The 15,891-nt window shown below is 67.1% G+C and carries 15 protein-coding genes; 6 read left to right on the top strand and 9 right to left on the bottom strand.

Going from position 1 to position 15,891, the window contains the following annotated elements; translation table 11 throughout:
- The first annotated feature begins 159 nt into the window (after positions 1–159).
- On the top strand, positions 160–1,065 hold the full coding sequence (locus V6M45_RS00620; RefSeq protein WP_442880511.1) for a DMT family transporter: 906 nt from the start codon (positions 160–162) through the stop codon (positions 1,063–1,065).
- A gap of 4 nt (positions 1,066–1,069) precedes the next feature.
- Here V6M45_RS00620 and V6M45_RS00615 read toward each other — a convergent pair whose 3' ends face one another.
- On the bottom strand, positions 1,070–1,633 hold the full coding sequence (locus tag V6M45_RS00615) for a DUF3035 domain-containing protein (protein ID WP_332653268.1): 564 nt from the start codon (positions 1,631–1,633) through the stop codon (positions 1,070–1,072).
- Positions 1,634–1,693: 60 nt separating this feature from the next.
- Positions 1,694–2,200 (bottom strand): signal peptidase II, encoded by a 507-nt coding sequence (gene lspA, locus V6M45_RS00610; protein WP_332653267.1) that lies wholly within the window; start codon positions 2,198–2,200, stop codon positions 1,694–1,696.
- 167 nt (positions 2,201–2,367) lie between these two features.
- On the opposite strand from lspA, the gene V6M45_RS00605 reads away from it, so the two are divergent.
- Positions 2,368–3,624, top strand: coding sequence for a cation:proton antiporter domain-containing protein (locus tag V6M45_RS00605; RefSeq protein WP_332653266.1), 1,257 nt, complete (start codon positions 2,368–2,370; stop codon positions 3,622–3,624).
- Positions 3,625–3,636: 12 nt separating this feature from the next.
- Here the strand turns inward: V6M45_RS00605 and V6M45_RS00600 are convergent, their stop codons facing one another.
- A complete protein-coding gene (locus V6M45_RS00600) occupies positions 3,637–4,428 on the bottom strand; it encodes a PhoH family protein (RefSeq protein ID WP_332653345.1) in 792 nt (263 codons plus the stop codon).
- A gap of 290 nt (positions 4,429–4,718) precedes the next feature.
- Between V6M45_RS00600 and V6M45_RS00595 the strand changes: the two genes are divergently transcribed.
- Positions 4,719–5,249 carry a gamma carbonic anhydrase family protein gene (locus tag V6M45_RS00595; protein ID WP_332653265.1) on the top strand — a complete coding sequence of 177 codons (531 nt, stop codon included), beginning with the start codon at positions 4,719–4,721 and terminating at the stop codon, positions 5,247–5,249.
- Here V6M45_RS00595 and V6M45_RS00590 read toward each other — a convergent pair.
- Positions 5,246–6,448, bottom strand: a complete 1,203-nt coding sequence (locus V6M45_RS00590; RefSeq protein ID WP_332653264.1) for a cation:proton antiporter — start codon at positions 6,446–6,448, stop codon at positions 5,246–5,248. The two genes, V6M45_RS00595 and V6M45_RS00590, sit on opposite strands and share 4 nt — an antisense overlap.
- 111 nt (positions 6,449–6,559) lie before the next feature.
- On the bottom strand, positions 6,560–7,099 hold the full coding sequence (locus V6M45_RS00585; protein ID WP_332653263.1) for a PAS domain-containing protein: 540 nt from the start codon (positions 7,097–7,099) through the stop codon (positions 6,560–6,562).
- Between the two features lie 141 nt (positions 7,100–7,240).
- Here V6M45_RS00585 and V6M45_RS00580 point away from each other — a divergent pair, with 141 nt between their 5' ends.
- Positions 7,241–8,116 (top strand): hypothetical protein, encoded by an 876-nt coding sequence (locus V6M45_RS00580; RefSeq protein WP_332653261.1) that lies wholly within the window; start codon positions 7,241–7,243, stop codon positions 8,114–8,116.
- Between the two features lie 130 nt (positions 8,117–8,246).
- Here V6M45_RS00580 and V6M45_RS00575 read toward each other — a convergent pair whose 3' ends face one another.
- The 4 genes from V6M45_RS00575 to hfaA all read right to left on the bottom strand — a co-directional run bounded on the left by V6M45_RS00575 (position 8,247) and on the right by hfaA (position 13,885).
- Positions 8,247–11,111, bottom strand: coding sequence for a M16 family metallopeptidase (locus V6M45_RS00575; RefSeq protein ID WP_332653260.1), 2,865 nt, complete (start codon positions 11,109–11,111; stop codon positions 8,247–8,249).
- 137 nt (positions 11,112–11,248) lie between these two features.
- Complete coding sequence (gene hfaD / locus V6M45_RS00570) at positions 11,249–12,505, bottom strand: holdfast anchor protein HfaD (protein ID WP_332653259.1); 1,257 nt, start codon at positions 12,503–12,505, stop codon at positions 11,249–11,251.
- On the bottom strand, positions 12,432–13,448 hold the full coding sequence (gene hfaB / locus V6M45_RS00565) for a holdfast anchoring protein HfaB (protein WP_332653257.1): 1,017 nt from the start codon (positions 13,446–13,448) through the stop codon (positions 12,432–12,434). Before hfaB ends, hfaD begins: the two co-directional genes overlap by 74 nt.
- Positions 13,445–13,885: a holdfast anchoring protein HfaA gene (gene hfaA / locus V6M45_RS00560; RefSeq protein ID WP_442880509.1), complete on the bottom strand. Its 441-nt coding sequence runs from the start codon at positions 13,883–13,885 to the stop codon at positions 13,445–13,447. The genes hfaB and hfaA overlap by 4 nt, the downstream gene beginning before the upstream one ends.
- Before the next feature lie 177 nt (positions 13,886–14,062).
- Here hfaA and V6M45_RS00555 point away from each other — a divergent pair, with 177 nt between their 5' ends.
- Positions 14,063–14,689, top strand: a complete 627-nt coding sequence (locus V6M45_RS00555; protein ID WP_332653255.1) for a rhomboid family intramembrane serine protease — start codon at positions 14,063–14,065, stop codon at positions 14,687–14,689.
- Positions 14,690–14,736: 47 nt separating this feature from the next.
- Positions 14,737–15,165, top strand: coding sequence for a CBS domain-containing protein (locus V6M45_RS00550; RefSeq protein ID WP_332653254.1), 429 nt, complete (start codon positions 14,737–14,739; stop codon positions 15,163–15,165).
- Positions 15,166–15,891 lie beyond the last annotated feature (726 nt).

Here is a 15,891-nt window from a genome sequence, read left to right as displayed (position 1 = left end):
GACAAGGAGGCAGGGCGTCCCGATGGAAGGGCGTGGATGGTCAGGCCTCCGCGCCCCGCCCGGACGCGCCAGTCGATTTGTTGGTTGAGCCACATTCGGAAATGCAAAGTGTGGCCTCGCGTCATCGCCTCAAGCCGCGCCGCGGGCTAATCGATCCGGGTGATCACGCCCGACAAGCCGCACAGTCCGCTCTCCCTCGTCGAGATCGCCGCCATTATTGCGGTGGTCGTGATCTGGGGGGTCAATAATGCGGCGGCCAAACAGGCGACCGAGACCCTGCCGCCGCTGCTGACCGGCGCGCTCCGCTTTGGCATCGCCGCCGCCTGCCTGATTCCGTTTGTGCGGCCGCCGTTTCCGAACTGGAAGAGCCTGCTGATCATCGTCGGGCTCGGCGGACCGATCCACTATGGCCTGATCTACCTGGCCTTCTGGCTGGCGCAGGACGTGAGCCCGGTCTCGGTTGCAGCGCAATTGTGGGTGCCGTTCACCGCCCTGTTCGCCTTTCTGCTCCTCGGGGAGCGGCTATCGCGCTTCGCTCTGATCGGCATGGGTGTCGCCTTCCTCGGCGTGGCCTGGATGACGCTGGATCCTCACGCCATCGCGGACTGGAAGGCCATCCTCGTCGGGATCGCGGCCAGCGCCGCTTGGGCGATGACGACGGTGATTGCCCGACGGACGACCTCGATTCCTCCGCTGAAGATGCAGGGCCTGCTGGCGCTCGTGGCCCTGCCTGGTCTGGCCTTCGGTTCGGCTGTCTTCGAAGAGGGGCAGATGCAGGCGATCCGCGACGCCGACGCCCTCGTCTGGGCCTGCGTCATCTGGGCGGGTCTGGTGTCGTCGGTGCTGGCCACCACACTGGTCTTCTGGCTGGTCCAGAAGCGCGAAGCCGGGCGAGTCACGCCCTATCTGCTGGCCACGCCGGTAGTCTCAATCCTGATCGGCTGGCTGTTCATGGGCGATGTGCTCACGGCCCAGATCCTCGCCGGGGCGACCCTCACCATCGGCGGAGTCGCCGTCGTGGCCCTTGCGGAGCGGGGCCTCAGGGCCGGGGCCGCAAAGGCCTGAGATCCTACAGACCAGGCAGCTTGAAGCCGGTGTCGCGGCGCGGCGCGATGACGATGCCGGCCCGGCCGCCGGTCAGGGCCTGAAGCCGGGCGTACTCGCTGGCGGCGTCGATGGTCACCGCGCCGTTGGCGGTCTGGCTGGTGGTCGGCGCCTGGGAGGCGGCGTCGTCGCGGCGCCAGAACAGAATGCGGTTGGCCCAGCCTTCTTCCTTGTGAGCCAGATCGCCGAACTCGTCGTCGACCACATAGCGGGCGAGGGGATCGGCGCGGTCGCCGCCGGCCTGGGCGACCAGGATCTGCTCGCCGGGCGAACGGGTCACGGCCTGCCGCTGACCGAGGAGGATTTGACGGGCGGCCGACTCCGGCGCCAGTTCCTGCGGACGCGGTTGACCCGGCGCCGGCGGGCGCAGGCCGTATTCCGGCGGCACGGTCAGGGGGGCGGTGGAGACCGTCAGGAATTCATCCGGAGTGACCTTGGTCAGGCCGATGCTGTTGCGCACCGAGTTGCACCCGCCCAGCACGAGGGCCGATGCGGCGAGGGTCAGGACGGCGGTGCGGGTAAGGCGCATGGTCAATCTCGGCTGGGCGCGCCAGAAGGCGCGCGCGTAAACCCTAGAGGAAGCGGCTGATTACGACTTTTCAGCGGCCACGCCAACCTTGGCGGCCCTTTCGGAAAGGACGCTGTCAAGGATGAGCAGGACGACGCCGATGGTGATGGCGCTGTCGGCGACGTTGAAGACCCACGGAAAGAAGCCGGTCCCCGAGAAGTCGAGGAAGTCGACCACGAAACCGAAGCGGATGCGGTCGATCACATTGCCGACCGCGCCGCCCATGATCAGGCCAATGGCGGTCACCAGCAGGCGGCGGTCGGCCTTTAGCGCCCACCAGCCCAGAATCCCCGCCACGACGATGGAGAAGGCGCTGAGCATCCACCGCGCCGAACCGTCGCCGAACAGGCCGAAGCTGACGCCCCGGTTCTCGACCCAGGTGAAGTTGAAGAGGGGCGGCCAGACCGCCACGCGGCCCATCTCGCGCAGGTCGAGGCCGGAGAGCACCCAGGCCTTGGTCAGTTGGTCGACGACGACGATCAGGATGGCGAAGCCGTAGGCGGCCAGGGCGATGCGTGGGATTTTCATTCGGGTCGCTGAAAGGTGAGACCGTCCGGTTAGCAGCCTAGGCGGCGGGCGCGAAGGGGCAATCGTGTCGCGCGGTTGCATCAGGCGACGATGCTTGCGCCGGAGCGCGGCAGCCCTCAAATGTCCGGTCTCCCCGCCGAGACCCCCCGCCGCTGCAAGGAGCGCCGATGCCGCATGCCGACAGCCTGATTCTCACCCTGGTCGGCGGCTTTGTGCTGGCCTTCGTGTTCGGGATGCTGGCCAACCGGCTGAAGCTTTCACCGCTCGTCGGCTATCTGGTCGCGGGCGTCGTCGTCGGGCCGTACACGGCGGGGTTTGTCGCGGACACGGAATTGGCGCCGCAACTGGCGGAAGTCGGCGTCATCCTGCTGATGTTCGGCGTCGGGCTGCATTTCTCGTTGGTCGACCTCATGAAGGTCCGCAAGATCGCTATCCCGGGCGCTCTCGTTCAGATCGGCGCGGCCACGGGCCTCGGCTGGGGCATGGGCCGGTTGATGGGCATGGGCGATCTGGAAGCCGTGCTGATGGGGTTCGCCCTGTCGGTGGCCTCCACGGTTGTGCTGTTGCGCGCACTCGAGGAGCGAAAACAGGTCAAGGCCGAGGTCGGCCGTATCGCCATGGGCTGGCTGATCGTCGAGGATCTCGTGATCGTCCTCGCTCTCGTCATCCTGCCTTTGCTGGTCGCGGGTACGGGCGAGACCGTGAGCGCCCTTGCGCTGGCGCAGTCGATCGGATGGACCTTGCTGAAGGTGGCCGGCTTTGTGACCTTCATGCTGGTCGTTGGGACCCGGGTCCTGCCGTGGCTGTTGATCCGGATCGCCCACACGCGGTCGCGCGAACTGTTCACCCTGGGCGTACTGGCCATCGCCCTCGGCATCGCCTGGGCCGCCTATCAGTTGTTCCACTCGTTTGCGCTGGGGGCGTTCCTCGCCGGGCTTGTGCTGAACAGTTCGCCGCTGGGGCACAATGCGGCCGAGCGGTCCTTGCCCCTGCGCGACGCCTTCGCGGTGCTGTTCTTCGTCTCGGTGGGCATGCTGTTCGACCCCACCATCCTCGTGCGCGAGCCGCTGGCGGTGCTTGGCGTGCTCGGGATCGTCATCGTGGGCAAGTCCCTTGCCGCCCTGGCCATCACGGCCATCTTCAAGCTGGACCGCGCGACCAGCCTCACCGTCGCCGCCGCCCTCGCCCAAATCGGGGAGTTCTCCTTCATTCTCGCGGCTCTGGGGGTCAGTCTCGGCGGCATCAGTTCGGAAACGCGCGACCTGATACTCGCCGCGGCCCTGCTGTCGATCTCGCTCAATCCCTTTGTATTCGCCTTCATCGACCGGATCGGGGCCCGGCCCCGGCCGCCGGCGAGCGGGTCTCCGGAGGGGATCGCCCTGGCGAAGGAAGAGGCCGCCGCGCCGAATCCCGCGACGGCCTGATCTCCTGATCCGTCAGAGCACGCCGATCATGCTGGCCACCAGCGGGTGGCGAACGATGTCCTGTTCGGCCAGGCGCACCACCGCGATGTCCGGCACCGGCCCGAGCCGTTCTGCGATGTCCGAGAGGCCGGAGATGCCGGGCAGCAGGTCCGACTGTTGCGGATCGCCGGTCACCACCATGGTCGAGTGCCAGCCCAGCCGCGTCAGCAGCATCTTCAGCTGGACGTAGGTGCAGTTCTGGGCCTCGTCGACGACGATGAAGGCGTTGTTCAGAGTGCGGCCGCGCATATAGCCGATCGGCGCGATTTCGATCAGGCCCTCGGCCATCAGCGCCTTGACCCGCTTCATCGACAACCGGTCCGACAGCGCGTCGTAGAGGGGGCGCAGATAGGGCGCGAGCTTGTCTTCCATGTCGCCCGGCAGGAACCCGATCGATTCGCCGGCCTCAACCGCCGGGCGGGACAGGACGATTCGCCCGACCTTGCCCGCCTCGAGCGCCTCGACGGCCTTGGCGACGGCCAGATAGGTCTTGCCCGTGCCTGCGGGCCCGAGGGCCAGGACCATGTTGTGATGGTCGATGGCGGTCATCAGCTCGGCCTGGCCGTCGGACTTCGGCTTGAGTGTTTTCAGATAGGCCTGGTCCCGATCGTCATTGGAGGGATAGGGCGACCAGCCGGCGTGGGTCGGAAGGCGCCGCACCTTGGCGTCCTCGATGAATTGTCGCGAATCCAGAACGCCGTGTTCACGGGACATTTCACGGGTCTGACGCTTGATTGCCGCACGCTTGGTCATGGACGCCTCCAGGGCATGAAAAAAGGCGACGCCGTAAAAGCATCGCCTCGAACGAAGGTGGGGAGGAGGGAGACAGAGGATGCAACGCACCCGCCCGGGTCGGAGGAAGGTCCAACTTCCAGCGGGAATACCCGCCGACCAGAACGCGTCACGCGCGCTCTCCTGGGTCTGGCCGGACCGGGCTTGATCCGGCTTCGGACTCGGGACCGAAATGGCGACCCCGAATCGCATCTACACTCTGATGCTAGCGTGGTTTACGAGAGCTTAAAGCCCTTGTTTTCTTTAGAAATGACGGTGTTGTGATGAATGTTTACGGTCTCGGTGACAAGCAACCGCAGCTACCGCCTCAGGGCGAATACTGGATCGCGCCGACTGCGACCGTCATAGGAGACGTGATTCTCAAGCCGGGCGCCAGCGTCTGGTTCGGCGCGACGGTTCGGGGCGACAACGATCCGATCACGATCGGGCGAGACACCAATATCCAGGACGGAAGCGTACTGCATTCGGATCCCGGCGAACCGCTGACCATCGGCGACGGCGTGACCGTGGGGCATATGGTCATGCTCCACAGCTGCGAGATCGGCGACAACACCCTGATCGGCATCGGATCAGTGGTGCTGGGTCGCGCCAGGATCGGCAAGAACTGCCTGATCGGCGCGAACACCCTGATCACCGAGGGTAAGGTCATCCCCGACGGTTCGCTGGTCATGGGTCAGCCGGGCAAGGTGGTGCGGACGCTGGAGTCGGGACAGATCGAGGCGCTCAGGGCCTCGGCCGCCCACTATGTGCAGAACTGGAAGCGCTATGTCAGCGATCTGACGCCGGCTGGCTAACTGGTTTTCGTCAGCAGCCCGGACAGGCGCCGGAGCTTGGGCGCAACCACCGGAATGGTCAGCATCGTCGAGGCCAGCGCCATCAGCAGCAGGGCGGTGAAGGTCTCATTGGTGATGATCTGCTTGTCGAGCAGGATGTTGACGAAGATGATCATGATCAGGGCTTTGGTCTGCAACAACCAGCCGATGATCGAGGCCTCGCCCTTCTCCCATTTGAGAATCCTGCCGGCGATCCGGATGCCCAGCAGCTTGCCGGCCACCGAGGCGACCAGCAGCAGCGCGGCCGCGCCGAAGACCATCAGGCCGCCCACGTCCCACTGGGTGCGCAAGCCGGTGGACAGGAAGAACACCGGCATTACGGCCAGCAGGATGTTGTGGCGGAACTGGTCCATCTGCTTCTGGTCGAACCAGTCCGAATCCAGCACGGCGCCGGACAGGAAGGCGCCGACCATGTAATGCAGGCCCGCCCAGTCGGCGGCGAAGCCGCAGGCGGCCAGCCAGATCAGCGATACGTACCACCGGTCCGGCCGTGGGATCCGCCGCATGATCATGCGGATGGCGATGGTCGCGGCGGCGAAGCCGACGAGGAAGGCTCCCTGCCGGCCGATGCGCTCCCAGTCGAGGAGGATGAGCGCCAGCACGCCCCAGATGGCGACGTCGTCCAGGCTGGCGTAGCGGAGGATCCGCTGGCCCAGCGGCTGCCGCAGGATGTCGAGCTTTTCCATCAGGAGGACGAGGATCGGCAGCGCGGTGACGGCGCAGGCCATGCCGATGCCCAGCACTACCTGCCAGGTCTGACCCGCCGGCCCGGCCCAGCCCGGGCTCGTGGCCAGCATGGTCATGGCGGCCATGGCGCCGAAACCGAGGGGTACGGCCAGCGCCAGACCCGCGGTGACGCCGGTCTCGCCCCTGTGCTTCCACGCCTGTTTGAGGTCCAGCTCGATTCCGGCGATCCAGACGAAGATCATCACCGCCCACCACGCGATCCCGTTCAGAGCCGTGACGACCTCCTTGGTGAAGACGAAGCCGTAATAGTCGGGGAAGGCCGCACCGAGAACGCCGGGCCCCAGCAGGATGCCGCCGATGATCTGCACCACGACCAGCGGAGCCCAATAGTCGGTTCTGAACACCCGCCAGACGAGATACGGCACGCTGAATATGATCAGCATGGCGATCAGGAAGACCTCAGTGATGGTCATGTGCATTGGCGTCCCCCCCGGCCAAAGGCTGAGGATGAGGCTATGCATGGCCGGTGAGGGGAGGGAAGGGATCAGCCCTCTGTCGGGGCTGACATCATGTAACAGGGCTGGTCAGGCGATCCGACGGCCATGCAGCGCGGCGAGGCTAAGCGGCGCCCGCGCGGCCTCGCCCACGCCGATCGACACCCGGGCGGTCAGAAGTCGTGGCTCATCCGTCGCCAGGGTCAGGGTCGCGGCGGGGGCATAGAGCCCCAGCAGCCTGTCCGGTTCGCCGGAGGGGCCGCGCAGCGGCAGCAGGGTGACCTCGATCTGGGTGGCGATGGCGCCGGCGAGGGCCACGACCACGACCGGCCGCCCCTCGCGGACCGTCTGGGTCAGGGCAGTGGACACCAGAGGCCGGGACGCGGCGCGCCAGAGCGACAGCAGGGAGTGACCCTTCAGGGCCTCGCCGTGAAAACCTTCGATCCAGCTTCCTGCCAACCGGATGATGGCGTCTTCACCCGTCCGACGGGCGACGAAAGCGCGCGGCAGGCGCAGGCCCAGGGCGTCAGGTTCCACATCCGCGCGATTTGGGATTCCTCCACGCGACTCGGGGCGCCCCGCCAGGGACGTCCAGTGGTCGATCAGGAATTGCGTATCAGGGTGAAACATCGCCTGGGCCTCTGGCCGCTCTGCCCGCAAGGAGCGGGCCGGGCGAAAAGCAACGGAAACGAAAGGCTTTTGCGGTGAGATGCGGGCTGGAGCGGCCTGCGAATTGCGCGGGCGCGAGCGAATTGACCTGGAGGTCGGCCCATGCGGGTGCGGATCATGAACTGGACGCCGGGCGTGGCGACCTTCGTCGTCGTGACGGCGATCGCCGGAACCGCCGCGGCGCAATGCGGGCCGGTGTGCCCGCCGCCGCCGCCGCCCTGCTGCGAGCCTCCGCCCCCGCCTCCGCCGCCCCCGCCTCCGCCGCCGTGCTGCGAGCAACCGCCGGCGCCGCCGTGCTGCGGCGGCGGCGGCGACTTCAATGTCAATGTGAACGTCAACGCCAGCGCCGAGGCCGGCGCCCGCAGCCGGGCCGGCCTTAACGCCCGTGCCGGAGGCAGCGTTTGGGTTTCCGGCGGCGGCTCCGCCTATGTGACGGTCGACCAACCCTATCCCACCACGATCAACGGCCTGACGGTCGAGGGCGCCCGTGTCCGCCAGATCATCCGGGTGCCCTATGAGGCGCGTCGACGCTGGGAGAAGCGGGTGGTTATCCGCGCCTTCTGCATTGATGATCGTAACGTACCGCACCCGGCCTCGCAGGTAAGGCCGGACCGGGACGTCCATGGCGACTATGAGGGCGAACTGTACCGGTGCCTTGCCGGAACCCGGCTTCAGTATTCCTGGGCCGAGTACACCGGCGATGCGGAATTCGGGCATGGCGAGACCATGGACTGTCGCAAGGGCGAGGCCCTGTGGCACGGCCGTGGAGGCCAGGTTGAATGCCGCGCCCAGAGGGCCGAGCGCGAATGCAACGAGCGTTCGCTGCTGCGCCGCTACGGCGCCGGCGTGAAGATCCTGACCATGGTCCGGGAGGAGATCTACACCGAGTACCGCGAGGAAGTGGTCGAAGAGGCCGGCGTCGCCGTGTCGGGCGCGTCCATGACCCTGGATGGCGGCGTCGGCGGACGGGTATTCTGACGCGGAACCCGACACCGGCATTCAGCCCGGCGTCATCCCGCCATCGGTAGGGTGTCTTCGTCGGCTCTGTCGACGATCCTGAGAAGCGACTGGCCCCGATCCGCAAGGACCGGGGCCTTTTTTCGTCCTCTTATTGGGCCGCTGCGGCGGCGTCGGTCGACTGCGAGGACATGACCGTTGCGCGCCAGGCTGTATCTGCACGCAGGTACTGGCGCGCCAGACGCTGGATGTCGGCCGGAGTGATCGCCTCAAGGTCGGAGATGTGGGTCAACGTTTGTTCGACGTCTTCCGGCCTCGTCGCGACGTCGGCGAGTTGGCCCAGCCAGTATTCGTTGCCCGCCTGGTTGCGGCGAAGCGATTCGATCACCGGAAGGCGGGCGCGGTTCAGCTCATCCTCCTCGACCGGCGCGTCCCTCAGACCGGTCACGATCGAATCGACCGCCGCGTAGAAAGCCGGCAGCGTGTCCGCAGCGGTCTGGGCCGTGATCGAGATTGAGCCGTAGCCCTCGAACACGTCCGAGGCGCTGGCGCCGACGCCGGGCGAGTAGGCTAGGGCCTGTTTCTCGCGGATTTCCTCAAGCACGCGGAGCTTGAGCACCTCGGACAGGATCGAGACCTGACGCGCTTCGGTCCGGTCGTCGACGGCGTCGGTGGTCGGCCAGGCGATATAGGCAAGGGCCTGTTCGGCTGGGCCGGTGTGGGTCAGGCGAACGGGCTCCGCCACGCCGGCGGGGAATCGCAATTCGGTTGCGCCGGGCGCCGGCGGGGCGTCCGGCCCCCGGGGGGGCAGCGCGCCGAAGGTCGGGGCGACGGCGGCGATGGCGTCTTCTACGGTGACGTCACCGACGACAATGACATCGATCGGACCCGAGGCGAGGCCCCGGGTCACGCCGGCGCGCATGTCCTCGATGGTCCAGGCCGCGACATCCTCGGCGCCGGGGAAGGACTGGCGCTTGTCGCCGCGGGCCAGCAGACCAGACGCCTGCAGCTGGAAGGCGCCGCCCGGCGTGGCCATCTGCTGGGCGATGATCTGCGGGAAGAAGGCCTTGATCTGTTGGAACGGCGCGGGCCGCAGACCAGGATCGGTCAGGTAGGCGGTCAGAACCTGCATCTCGAGCCCGAAGTCCTGCGGCCGGGTCGCGCCGGACAGGCTGTAGGTGTCGCTATCGACCCCAAAGTCCGCCGAATAGATGCGGCCGTTCAGCACGCGGCTGACTTCGTCCGCCGTCAGCTTGCCGAGACCGCCTTGGGTGAAGACCAGCGGCGCCAGCGACTGCGGGTCCGACCGGTCAACGGGCAGGCCAAGTTCGCCGATGCCGGTACGGACGCTGACGAGGATCTGCTCGTCGCGGAAGTCGGTCGGCTTGACGGTCAGGCGGACGCCGTTGCCGAAGGTGATGACAGTCGCGCCCAGTTCCGGGATTTCGCGGCGATCCTCGACAGCGCCGGCCGGGCCGAAGCTGGCATAGGGCCAGTCGAGCGCGGCCTGCGCCGCGGGGGCGGTCACCTGAACCTGACGCGAGGCTTCGAGCGCCGCCGTGACGGCGGCTTCGCCGCCCTCGATTTCAACCGGCGTGACGACGAGGGCCAGAGGGCCGCCGCCTTCGAACACTGGCTGCAGGGCCTGGTTCACCCGGGCTGCGGTGAGGCCTTCGACCGAGGCGTTGAACAAATCGAGGTTGGTCTGGGGCGACGAGAAGACGCGCTCGTCATTGACGGCGCCGACGAGGCCGTTGGCCAGGGCAGGCGTGCGGCGGGTGGCGGCGCTGGCCACGGCGTTCTCCAGCGCCGTCCGGGTCTCGGTGATCTCGCGCTGCAGCTCGGCGTCGGATACGCCGAACTGCACCAGGCGACGCTGCTCCTGCTCGATGGTCTCAAGCGCGCGCTTCCATTCCCCGGGATTGAACTGGGCGGTCACCGTGGCGATGTCCAGGCTCTCGGCGAGGGTCGACTGTCCCCCGCCGGCGGAGATGAAGGGCGGGTTATCCGCGCGGGCGATCTCGCCCAGACGACGGTTCAGCACGGCGACCCCGAGATTGCGCAGCAGGTTGTCCCGCCGCTCGACTACGGTGTCCGGATCGGTATCGGGCGCCTTGATCCAGTTCAGCTGGATCGACGACTGGATGCCGGGCTCGATCAGAATGCGGGTCTCGGGATCGCGGGGCGCGACCGTGCCCAGGTCGGGCTCCGGCCCTTCCGCGCCCTTGGGCTCCCAGCTCTCGAAGGCGGTGCGGATTTTCGCTTCCATCTCCGCAACGTCGAAGTCGCCGACGGCGACCATCGTCGCGCGGGACGGACGGTAGTACGCCTCATAGAATTCGACGAAGCGCTCGCGCGGGGCGGTGCGGATGATCTCCAGATCGCCGATCGGAAGGCGCTGCGAAATCCGTTGGCCGGGGGCGAGCAGGGCCAACTGGGCCTTTACGGAGCGGAGCCCGGGCGTGTTGCGAAGCCGTTCCTCGCCGACGATGACGCCGCGCTCGGCGTCGACGGCCTCGGGCGCCATCAGCGCCTCCGAGACCTGTTCGCGCATAATCCGCAGGCTGGTCTCGACAGTCTCATCGTTGGTCCGCGGAAGCTCCAGCATATAGACGGTCTGGTCGAATCCGGTGGAAGCGTTGGTGTCGGCCCCGAAGGCCAGACCCAGCCGCTCCAGAATGCGCAGAAGGTCGTTCTCCGGGATGTTGGTCGTCCCGTTGAAGGCCATGTGTTCCATGAAGTGGGCCAGGCCGAGCTGGTCTTCATTCTCCATCAGGGAGCCGGCGTCGATGCGCAGGCGCAGCGAGGCCTGGCCCGGCGGGGTGGCGTTGCGCATGATGGCGTAGCGCATTCCGTTGGCCATCTGGCCGAAGCGCACGTCCGCGTCGGCGGGCACGTCGCTGGCGCTCTGGGCCCACGGTTCGTTCGGCTGCGCCTGGGCGAGGGCCGGCGAGGCTGCGGTCAGCACCGCCACGGACGCGGCGGCGAGGAGGAGCAGACGACGGGGGGAACGCATGTACGGGCTTCTTTCCGATGGGCGCGAAAGCTCCCGCTCGGGGCCGCGCCGGACAAGTTTCAGGGGCGCGATCCTGGACCGCCGACGCCCCTGACAACCTTTCAGCGACACGGAACGGCCGCTCAAGTTACGGAAGATTAATGTGAAGGCCGCGAGACATAGAAGCTGGCGGAGTTGCCGACGGCGTTGGCGCCGGTGATCACGGCCCGGGTCGAGCCGGCGACCGTCGTGTTCGCGGCGGCCGAGACGTCGCCGCTGTTGGTCTGGCTGTTACGCGCCTCGAGATAACCCTCGCAGTCCGAACAGGCGTAGCCGGTGACGCTGTTTCCGACCGCATCGGCTCCGACGTAGACATCATAGCCGTTCGTGCCCGAGAAGGTGGCGGTCACGTCGACGCCGCCCGAGTTGAACTGGCTGTTGTCGATCTCGACGTAGATGTCATTGTTGCCGACCGACAGCTCGTTGGCGGCGCCGCGCGCATGGGCCTCGGCGCGGCCGTAGTCGTAGGCGGTGGTAGTGGCCGCGGCGCGGACGAAGGCGGTGTTGTCCTGGCGCGAGTCCACGACCACCGATCCTCCCTCATTATAGAGCACCGCCTGGTTGGCGGCGGCGCGGGCGCGACCCGCCAGGTCCCAGGCGTTGCCGGCGTTGGCGCTCGATTCGGCTTCGACAAAGTCGCCCGTCGACGTCTGGACGATGGCGAGGTTCTGGCCGGAGGTCTGGCCGCTGGTCAGCTGGATGGCATTCACGATGGCCTGGCTGTCCACGACCGCCTCGGCGGGAATGTACTGGGTTTCGATGCGGTTGTAGGCCCGCACCGTGGCGGATGACGACTGGTCGATCGCGCCGCCGACAGTCGAGCCCTCGCCATACATGGCCACCGTATTCGAGATGGCCGAGGCGTTGATATAGGCGCCGCCCAGCAGGCGGGCGTCGTCGTCGCCCAGTTGCGACGTGGCGCTGACCAGACCGCCGGTGTTGGACTGGGTCGCATCAACCGTCAGGTCCGAATCATAGGCGCTGACCGCCAGATAGTTGCCCTGGGCTTGGGTGGTGGCGTTCACCACGCCATAGGTGTCGCCGCCAAGGGTCATGTCGGTGCTGGCCACCGCGTCGCCCCGCATGTCCTGGTCAGATTGCACCGTGATGGAGCCGTTCTCGATCGCGCCCGAGGCGCTGTTGCCCTGGGCCGAGGTGCTGACGGTGACCTGCTCCTGAGCGTCGACGACGTTCAGCGTCTGGTGCGAGAAGACGTCGCCCAGCTGCAGCTGTTCGTTCAGGACGACCGTCCCGGCCGGAGGCGGGGTCTGCGCGGCAACCTCAGTAGCGGCTGCGGCGCAAATCGCCGTCGCGGCGATCGTGCCAGCGAGACGGATCCGCGCGGGTTTCGCCATTGTTCGTTTCCGTATTGGGATAAGCCGGATAGTAGCCGCCGGTCGGACCGGTCGTGCCTCCGAGGGGGTCCGGTCCCGCCGACAGGCAGATTTCCGGGCCGGGGGCACCGTACAGATTGGCCATGAACTCGACGGTCGCCCGCTCGATCAGGGCCCGCACCGCCAGCTGGACAGGCTCCAGCCCGCCTTCGCCGGCCGAGATGTCGAAGACGTTGCCGTTCAGGAAGTCGAACACGCCGGCCGAGATTTCCCGGCCGATGATCTGCTTCTGGTAGGAGACCACGTCGACGACCTCGAGCGTGGTGGTCTGCACCAGCCGCAGGTCGATGGCGATGTTCATCACGAAGGCCTTGCCGGCGAAGGCGGTCGAGAGCGGCGTCTGGGTGCTGGCCTGGCCGGCGGCCATGTCGAAGCCGCCCGAGCGGATGTTGTAGTTCACCTCGGTGATGCCGCCGATGATGTAGAAGTCCGTGCCGGGCACCGATCCCGCGAGGATGCGGCGGTACTGGACGTCGTCCTCGCCGCCGGGACCGGCGTCGCCGATAAGCCGGTTGTTGGCGTAGCGCAGCTCCATTTCGGAAACGGAGGTGTCGTAGCGTTCGACGATCCGCGCGCCCGACTTGGCGAGGGCGGTCATGGCCATCAGCGAGGCCCCGCCGGTCACCTGCCGGCCGCCGTCGGCCGAGACCGTGCCGGTGTAGTCGGCGATCCGGCCCACCGCCATGCGCGGGGAGGGGAGGTCATATCGCCGGGCGTAGTCGGCCATGCAGTAGAGGGCGGCGGAATAGGGGGTCGGGTTGGCCGTCACCGGCGCGTTGCCGATCGGCGTGGCGTAGGTCCCGTCGGGGCCCGCCGACGCGGAGATGCAGCCCCCCAGGAGCGCGGCGATGGCGCTGGCGGCGACGGCGGTCTTGAGGCGCCGGGCGGTCTGACCGTGGATCATGGAAGCCTCAGGGCGCCGTTCAGGCTGGTTCCGGCGGTGACGTTGCCGTTGTTTGTCTGGGTGGAGTTGACGATGACCGTGTTGTGGTTGCCCTGGACCACCACGTTGAGGCTGTTGCCGATCGCCGTGGAGCCTCCGATGGCCGTGCCGCCGTTCGCGCCGCCGCCGACTCCGGAGAAGCTCGACGAGACGCCGCCGGAGGCGCTGGAATAGCTGCTTGCGCCGGCCTGGATGATGCCGTCGACGATCAGGCGGTTGCCGTTCTGGTCGCGGGTCGAGCCGGTCTGGGGGCGGGCGGTGGTATAGCGCGAGCCGCCATAGCCGGCCTGATAGGTCCCCATGCCGGAGGATCCGGCCGACTGGGCCGCCGCCGCCGTTGGCCCGGCCAGGGCCAGGAGGCCCAAAAGGGCGGGAATGGTCTTGAGCCGGATAGTCACGGCGAACCTCCACACGCGAACATAGTCTACGGGACGTTAATCAACCCACGTGCCAATCTGGATCATGGTTATTAAGAACCACTTGCCATCCTTGGATATTCGTCGCCGCCCTCCCCGGAGCCTGCCCTGACCGACCAGCCGTCCTCCGAACCGATCTTCAAGGCCCCTGCGGTCGCGGTGATTCTGGCCGCCTCTCTGCCGATCCTGTTCTGGTTGCAGACGCGGGCGCCGGACGGGGGGCTGTCGCTGGCGTTTCAGCCGGCCTCGCTGTGGCGCGGGGAGGCGTGGCCTGGACTGTTCACCTCGATGTTCGTCCACGCCGGATGGGCGCACGTGGCCATGAACGCGACCGGCGTCTTCGCCTTCGGCCCGCCGGTCGCCCGCCTGATGCCGCGTGCGCGGGGCGTCCTCGGGTTTCTCGCCTTCTATATAGTGACAGGACTGGCGGGAGCGGTTGGGTACGGGCTCGTCCATCCCGACAGCTATGACGCTCTGGTCGGCGCCTCGGGCGCCGTGTTCGGACTGATGGGGGCGGCCTTCCGCCTGCTCGGACGGAGGGATGGGACCCTGCGCCCGCTGACCGACCGCCGCTTCCTGTTGATGGCTGCGGTCATGATGGCGGTCAATCTGGCCGTGGGCCTCATCGGACTGGTTCCCGGCTCCGCAGGGGCGCGGGTGGCGTGGGAAGCTCACGCGTTCGGATTTATTGCGGGCGCCTTGCTGATCGGCCCCTGGGTACGCCTGTTCCGCTCACGCCGGACGTCATTTGCTTCCCCGCCCGATCTGGGCGACCCTCCGTCCTGAAGCGGTCCATCCGCGGCCGCGCTCTATATAGAGAGGGAGGAGCCGCGATGCTGGTCGCCGAAATTCTCAAGGACAAGGGCGACGCCGTATACAGCATCCGCCCGGATGTGCGGTTGGGCGAGGCTTGTGGCGAACTGGACCGACTCAAGGTCGGCGCGCTGATCGTCTGCGACGCAGACCGCGCCGTCGGCGTTCTGTCGGAACGCGACGTGGTCAGGGCGATCGCCCGGGACGGCGGGGCGGCGCTCGAGAGACCCGTTTCGGACTTCATGACGGCCGACATCGTCTTCGCGGGTCCCGCAGAGACCGTCGGGATTCTGATGGAGCGGATGACGGACCGGCGGATTCGGCACCTGCCCGTGCTGCGGGAGGGTCGCCTGGCCGGGGTGATCTCGATCGGCGATGTCGTGAAGTGCCAGATCGCTGAAGCGACCCAGGAAGCGGAATCGCTCCGGACCTATATCGCGGCGGGCTGAGGGCCGGCCCGGGCAGGACCAAACACCGCCCGCCGACCGGGACTCTGCGAGAAAGTTCGAGAATCTGAAGGAATCGGGTTGCGGTCCAAAAGGCCGCTGCGTATATCGCCGCCTCGCTCGGAAACGGGCCGGCCGCCGGGGCCGCGGAGACGAAAGTCTCCCACGGTTCCCCGGGAAGAAAGTCGCGAAAGCGGGTTGCTTCCTTAAGGTGTTTCGGTTAGGTTCCGCGCTCCAATCGAATCGTCGGACGAAACAGAGGCAAGCCTCTCGGCTTTCCAGACGGTTTTTTGCGGCCCGAAGTCCTCGGATTTCAGTCTCCGCAAAATGGCTCAAAAAGCCCGGTTGACACGGATCGGCGGCCTCTTTAGGAAGCCGCCTCCGCCGCCCTCCGGGGCGGGATTGCAGAGAGAGGTTCTTCTTTAAAAAGAACCACTTGACGCAGAAAAATGAGGCGCTAAACAGCGCCTCCCTCGCCTCCGGGCGGGGCCGCTGAAAAGAGGTTCTTCTTCGAAAGAACTGCTTGACACGGAAAACCGAGGCGACTACATCGCCGCCTCCGCCGTAACCGGGCGCTAAACGGTGGGGCCGGTCCTCCGGTTCCTGGGTCTTTGAAATCGTTGATCTGGAAAGAGAAACGCAGGCGGCGGTGTCCTAGCGACGGTTCTTCGGAACTGTCTCGACACTGACAACTGCGGTCTTTTTGAAAAGACACCATGACGTCGCTCT

The organism is Brevundimonas sp., assembly GCF_036676055.1.
In the GTDB taxonomy this organism is placed as follows: Bacteria; Pseudomonadota; Alphaproteobacteria; order Caulobacterales; family Caulobacteraceae; genus Brevundimonas.
The sequence above is the reverse complement of the archived record's forward strand: the minus strand, read 5'-3'. Positions and strand labels throughout refer to the sequence as shown.

Bases quoted from the DNA above. Each gene is read 5' to 3' on its own strand.
- V6M45_RS00615 (WP_332653268.1), bottom strand. From the start codon at position 1,633: ATGCGCCTTACCCGCACCGCCGTCCTGACCCTCGCCGCATCGGCCCTC.
- lspA (WP_332653267.1), bottom strand. From the start codon at position 2,200: ATGAAAATCCCACGCATCGCCCTGGCCGCCTACGGCTTCGCCATCCTG.
- V6M45_RS00605 (WP_332653266.1), top strand. From the start codon at position 2,368: ATGCCGCATGCCGACAGCCTGATTCTCACCCTGGTCGGCGGCTTTGTG.
- V6M45_RS00595 (WP_332653265.1), top strand. From the start codon at position 4,719: ATGAATGTTTACGGTCTCGGTGACAAGCAACCGCAGCTACCGCCTCAG.
- V6M45_RS00590 (WP_332653264.1), bottom strand. From the start codon at position 6,448: ATGACCATCACTGAGGTCTTCCTGATCGCCATGCTGATCATATTCAGC.
- V6M45_RS00585 (WP_332653263.1), bottom strand. From the start codon at position 7,099: ATGTTTCACCCTGATACGCAATTCCTGATCGACCACTGGACGTCCCTG.
- V6M45_RS00580 (WP_332653261.1), top strand. From the start codon at position 7,241: ATGCGGGTGCGGATCATGAACTGGACGCCGGGCGTGGCGACCTTCGTC.
- V6M45_RS00575 (WP_332653260.1), bottom strand. From the start codon at position 11,111: ATGCGTTCCCCCCGTCGTCTGCTCCTCCTCGCCGCCGCGTCCGTGGCG.
- hfaD (WP_332653259.1), bottom strand. From the start codon at position 12,505: ATGGCGAAACCCGCGCGGATCCGTCTCGCTGGCACGATCGCCGCGACG.
- hfaB (WP_332653257.1), bottom strand. From the start codon at position 13,448: ATGATCCACGGTCAGACCGCCCGGCGCCTCAAGACCGCCGTCGCCGCC.
- V6M45_RS00550 (WP_332653254.1), top strand. From the start codon at position 14,737: ATGCTGGTCGCCGAAATTCTCAAGGACAAGGGCGACGCCGTATACAGC.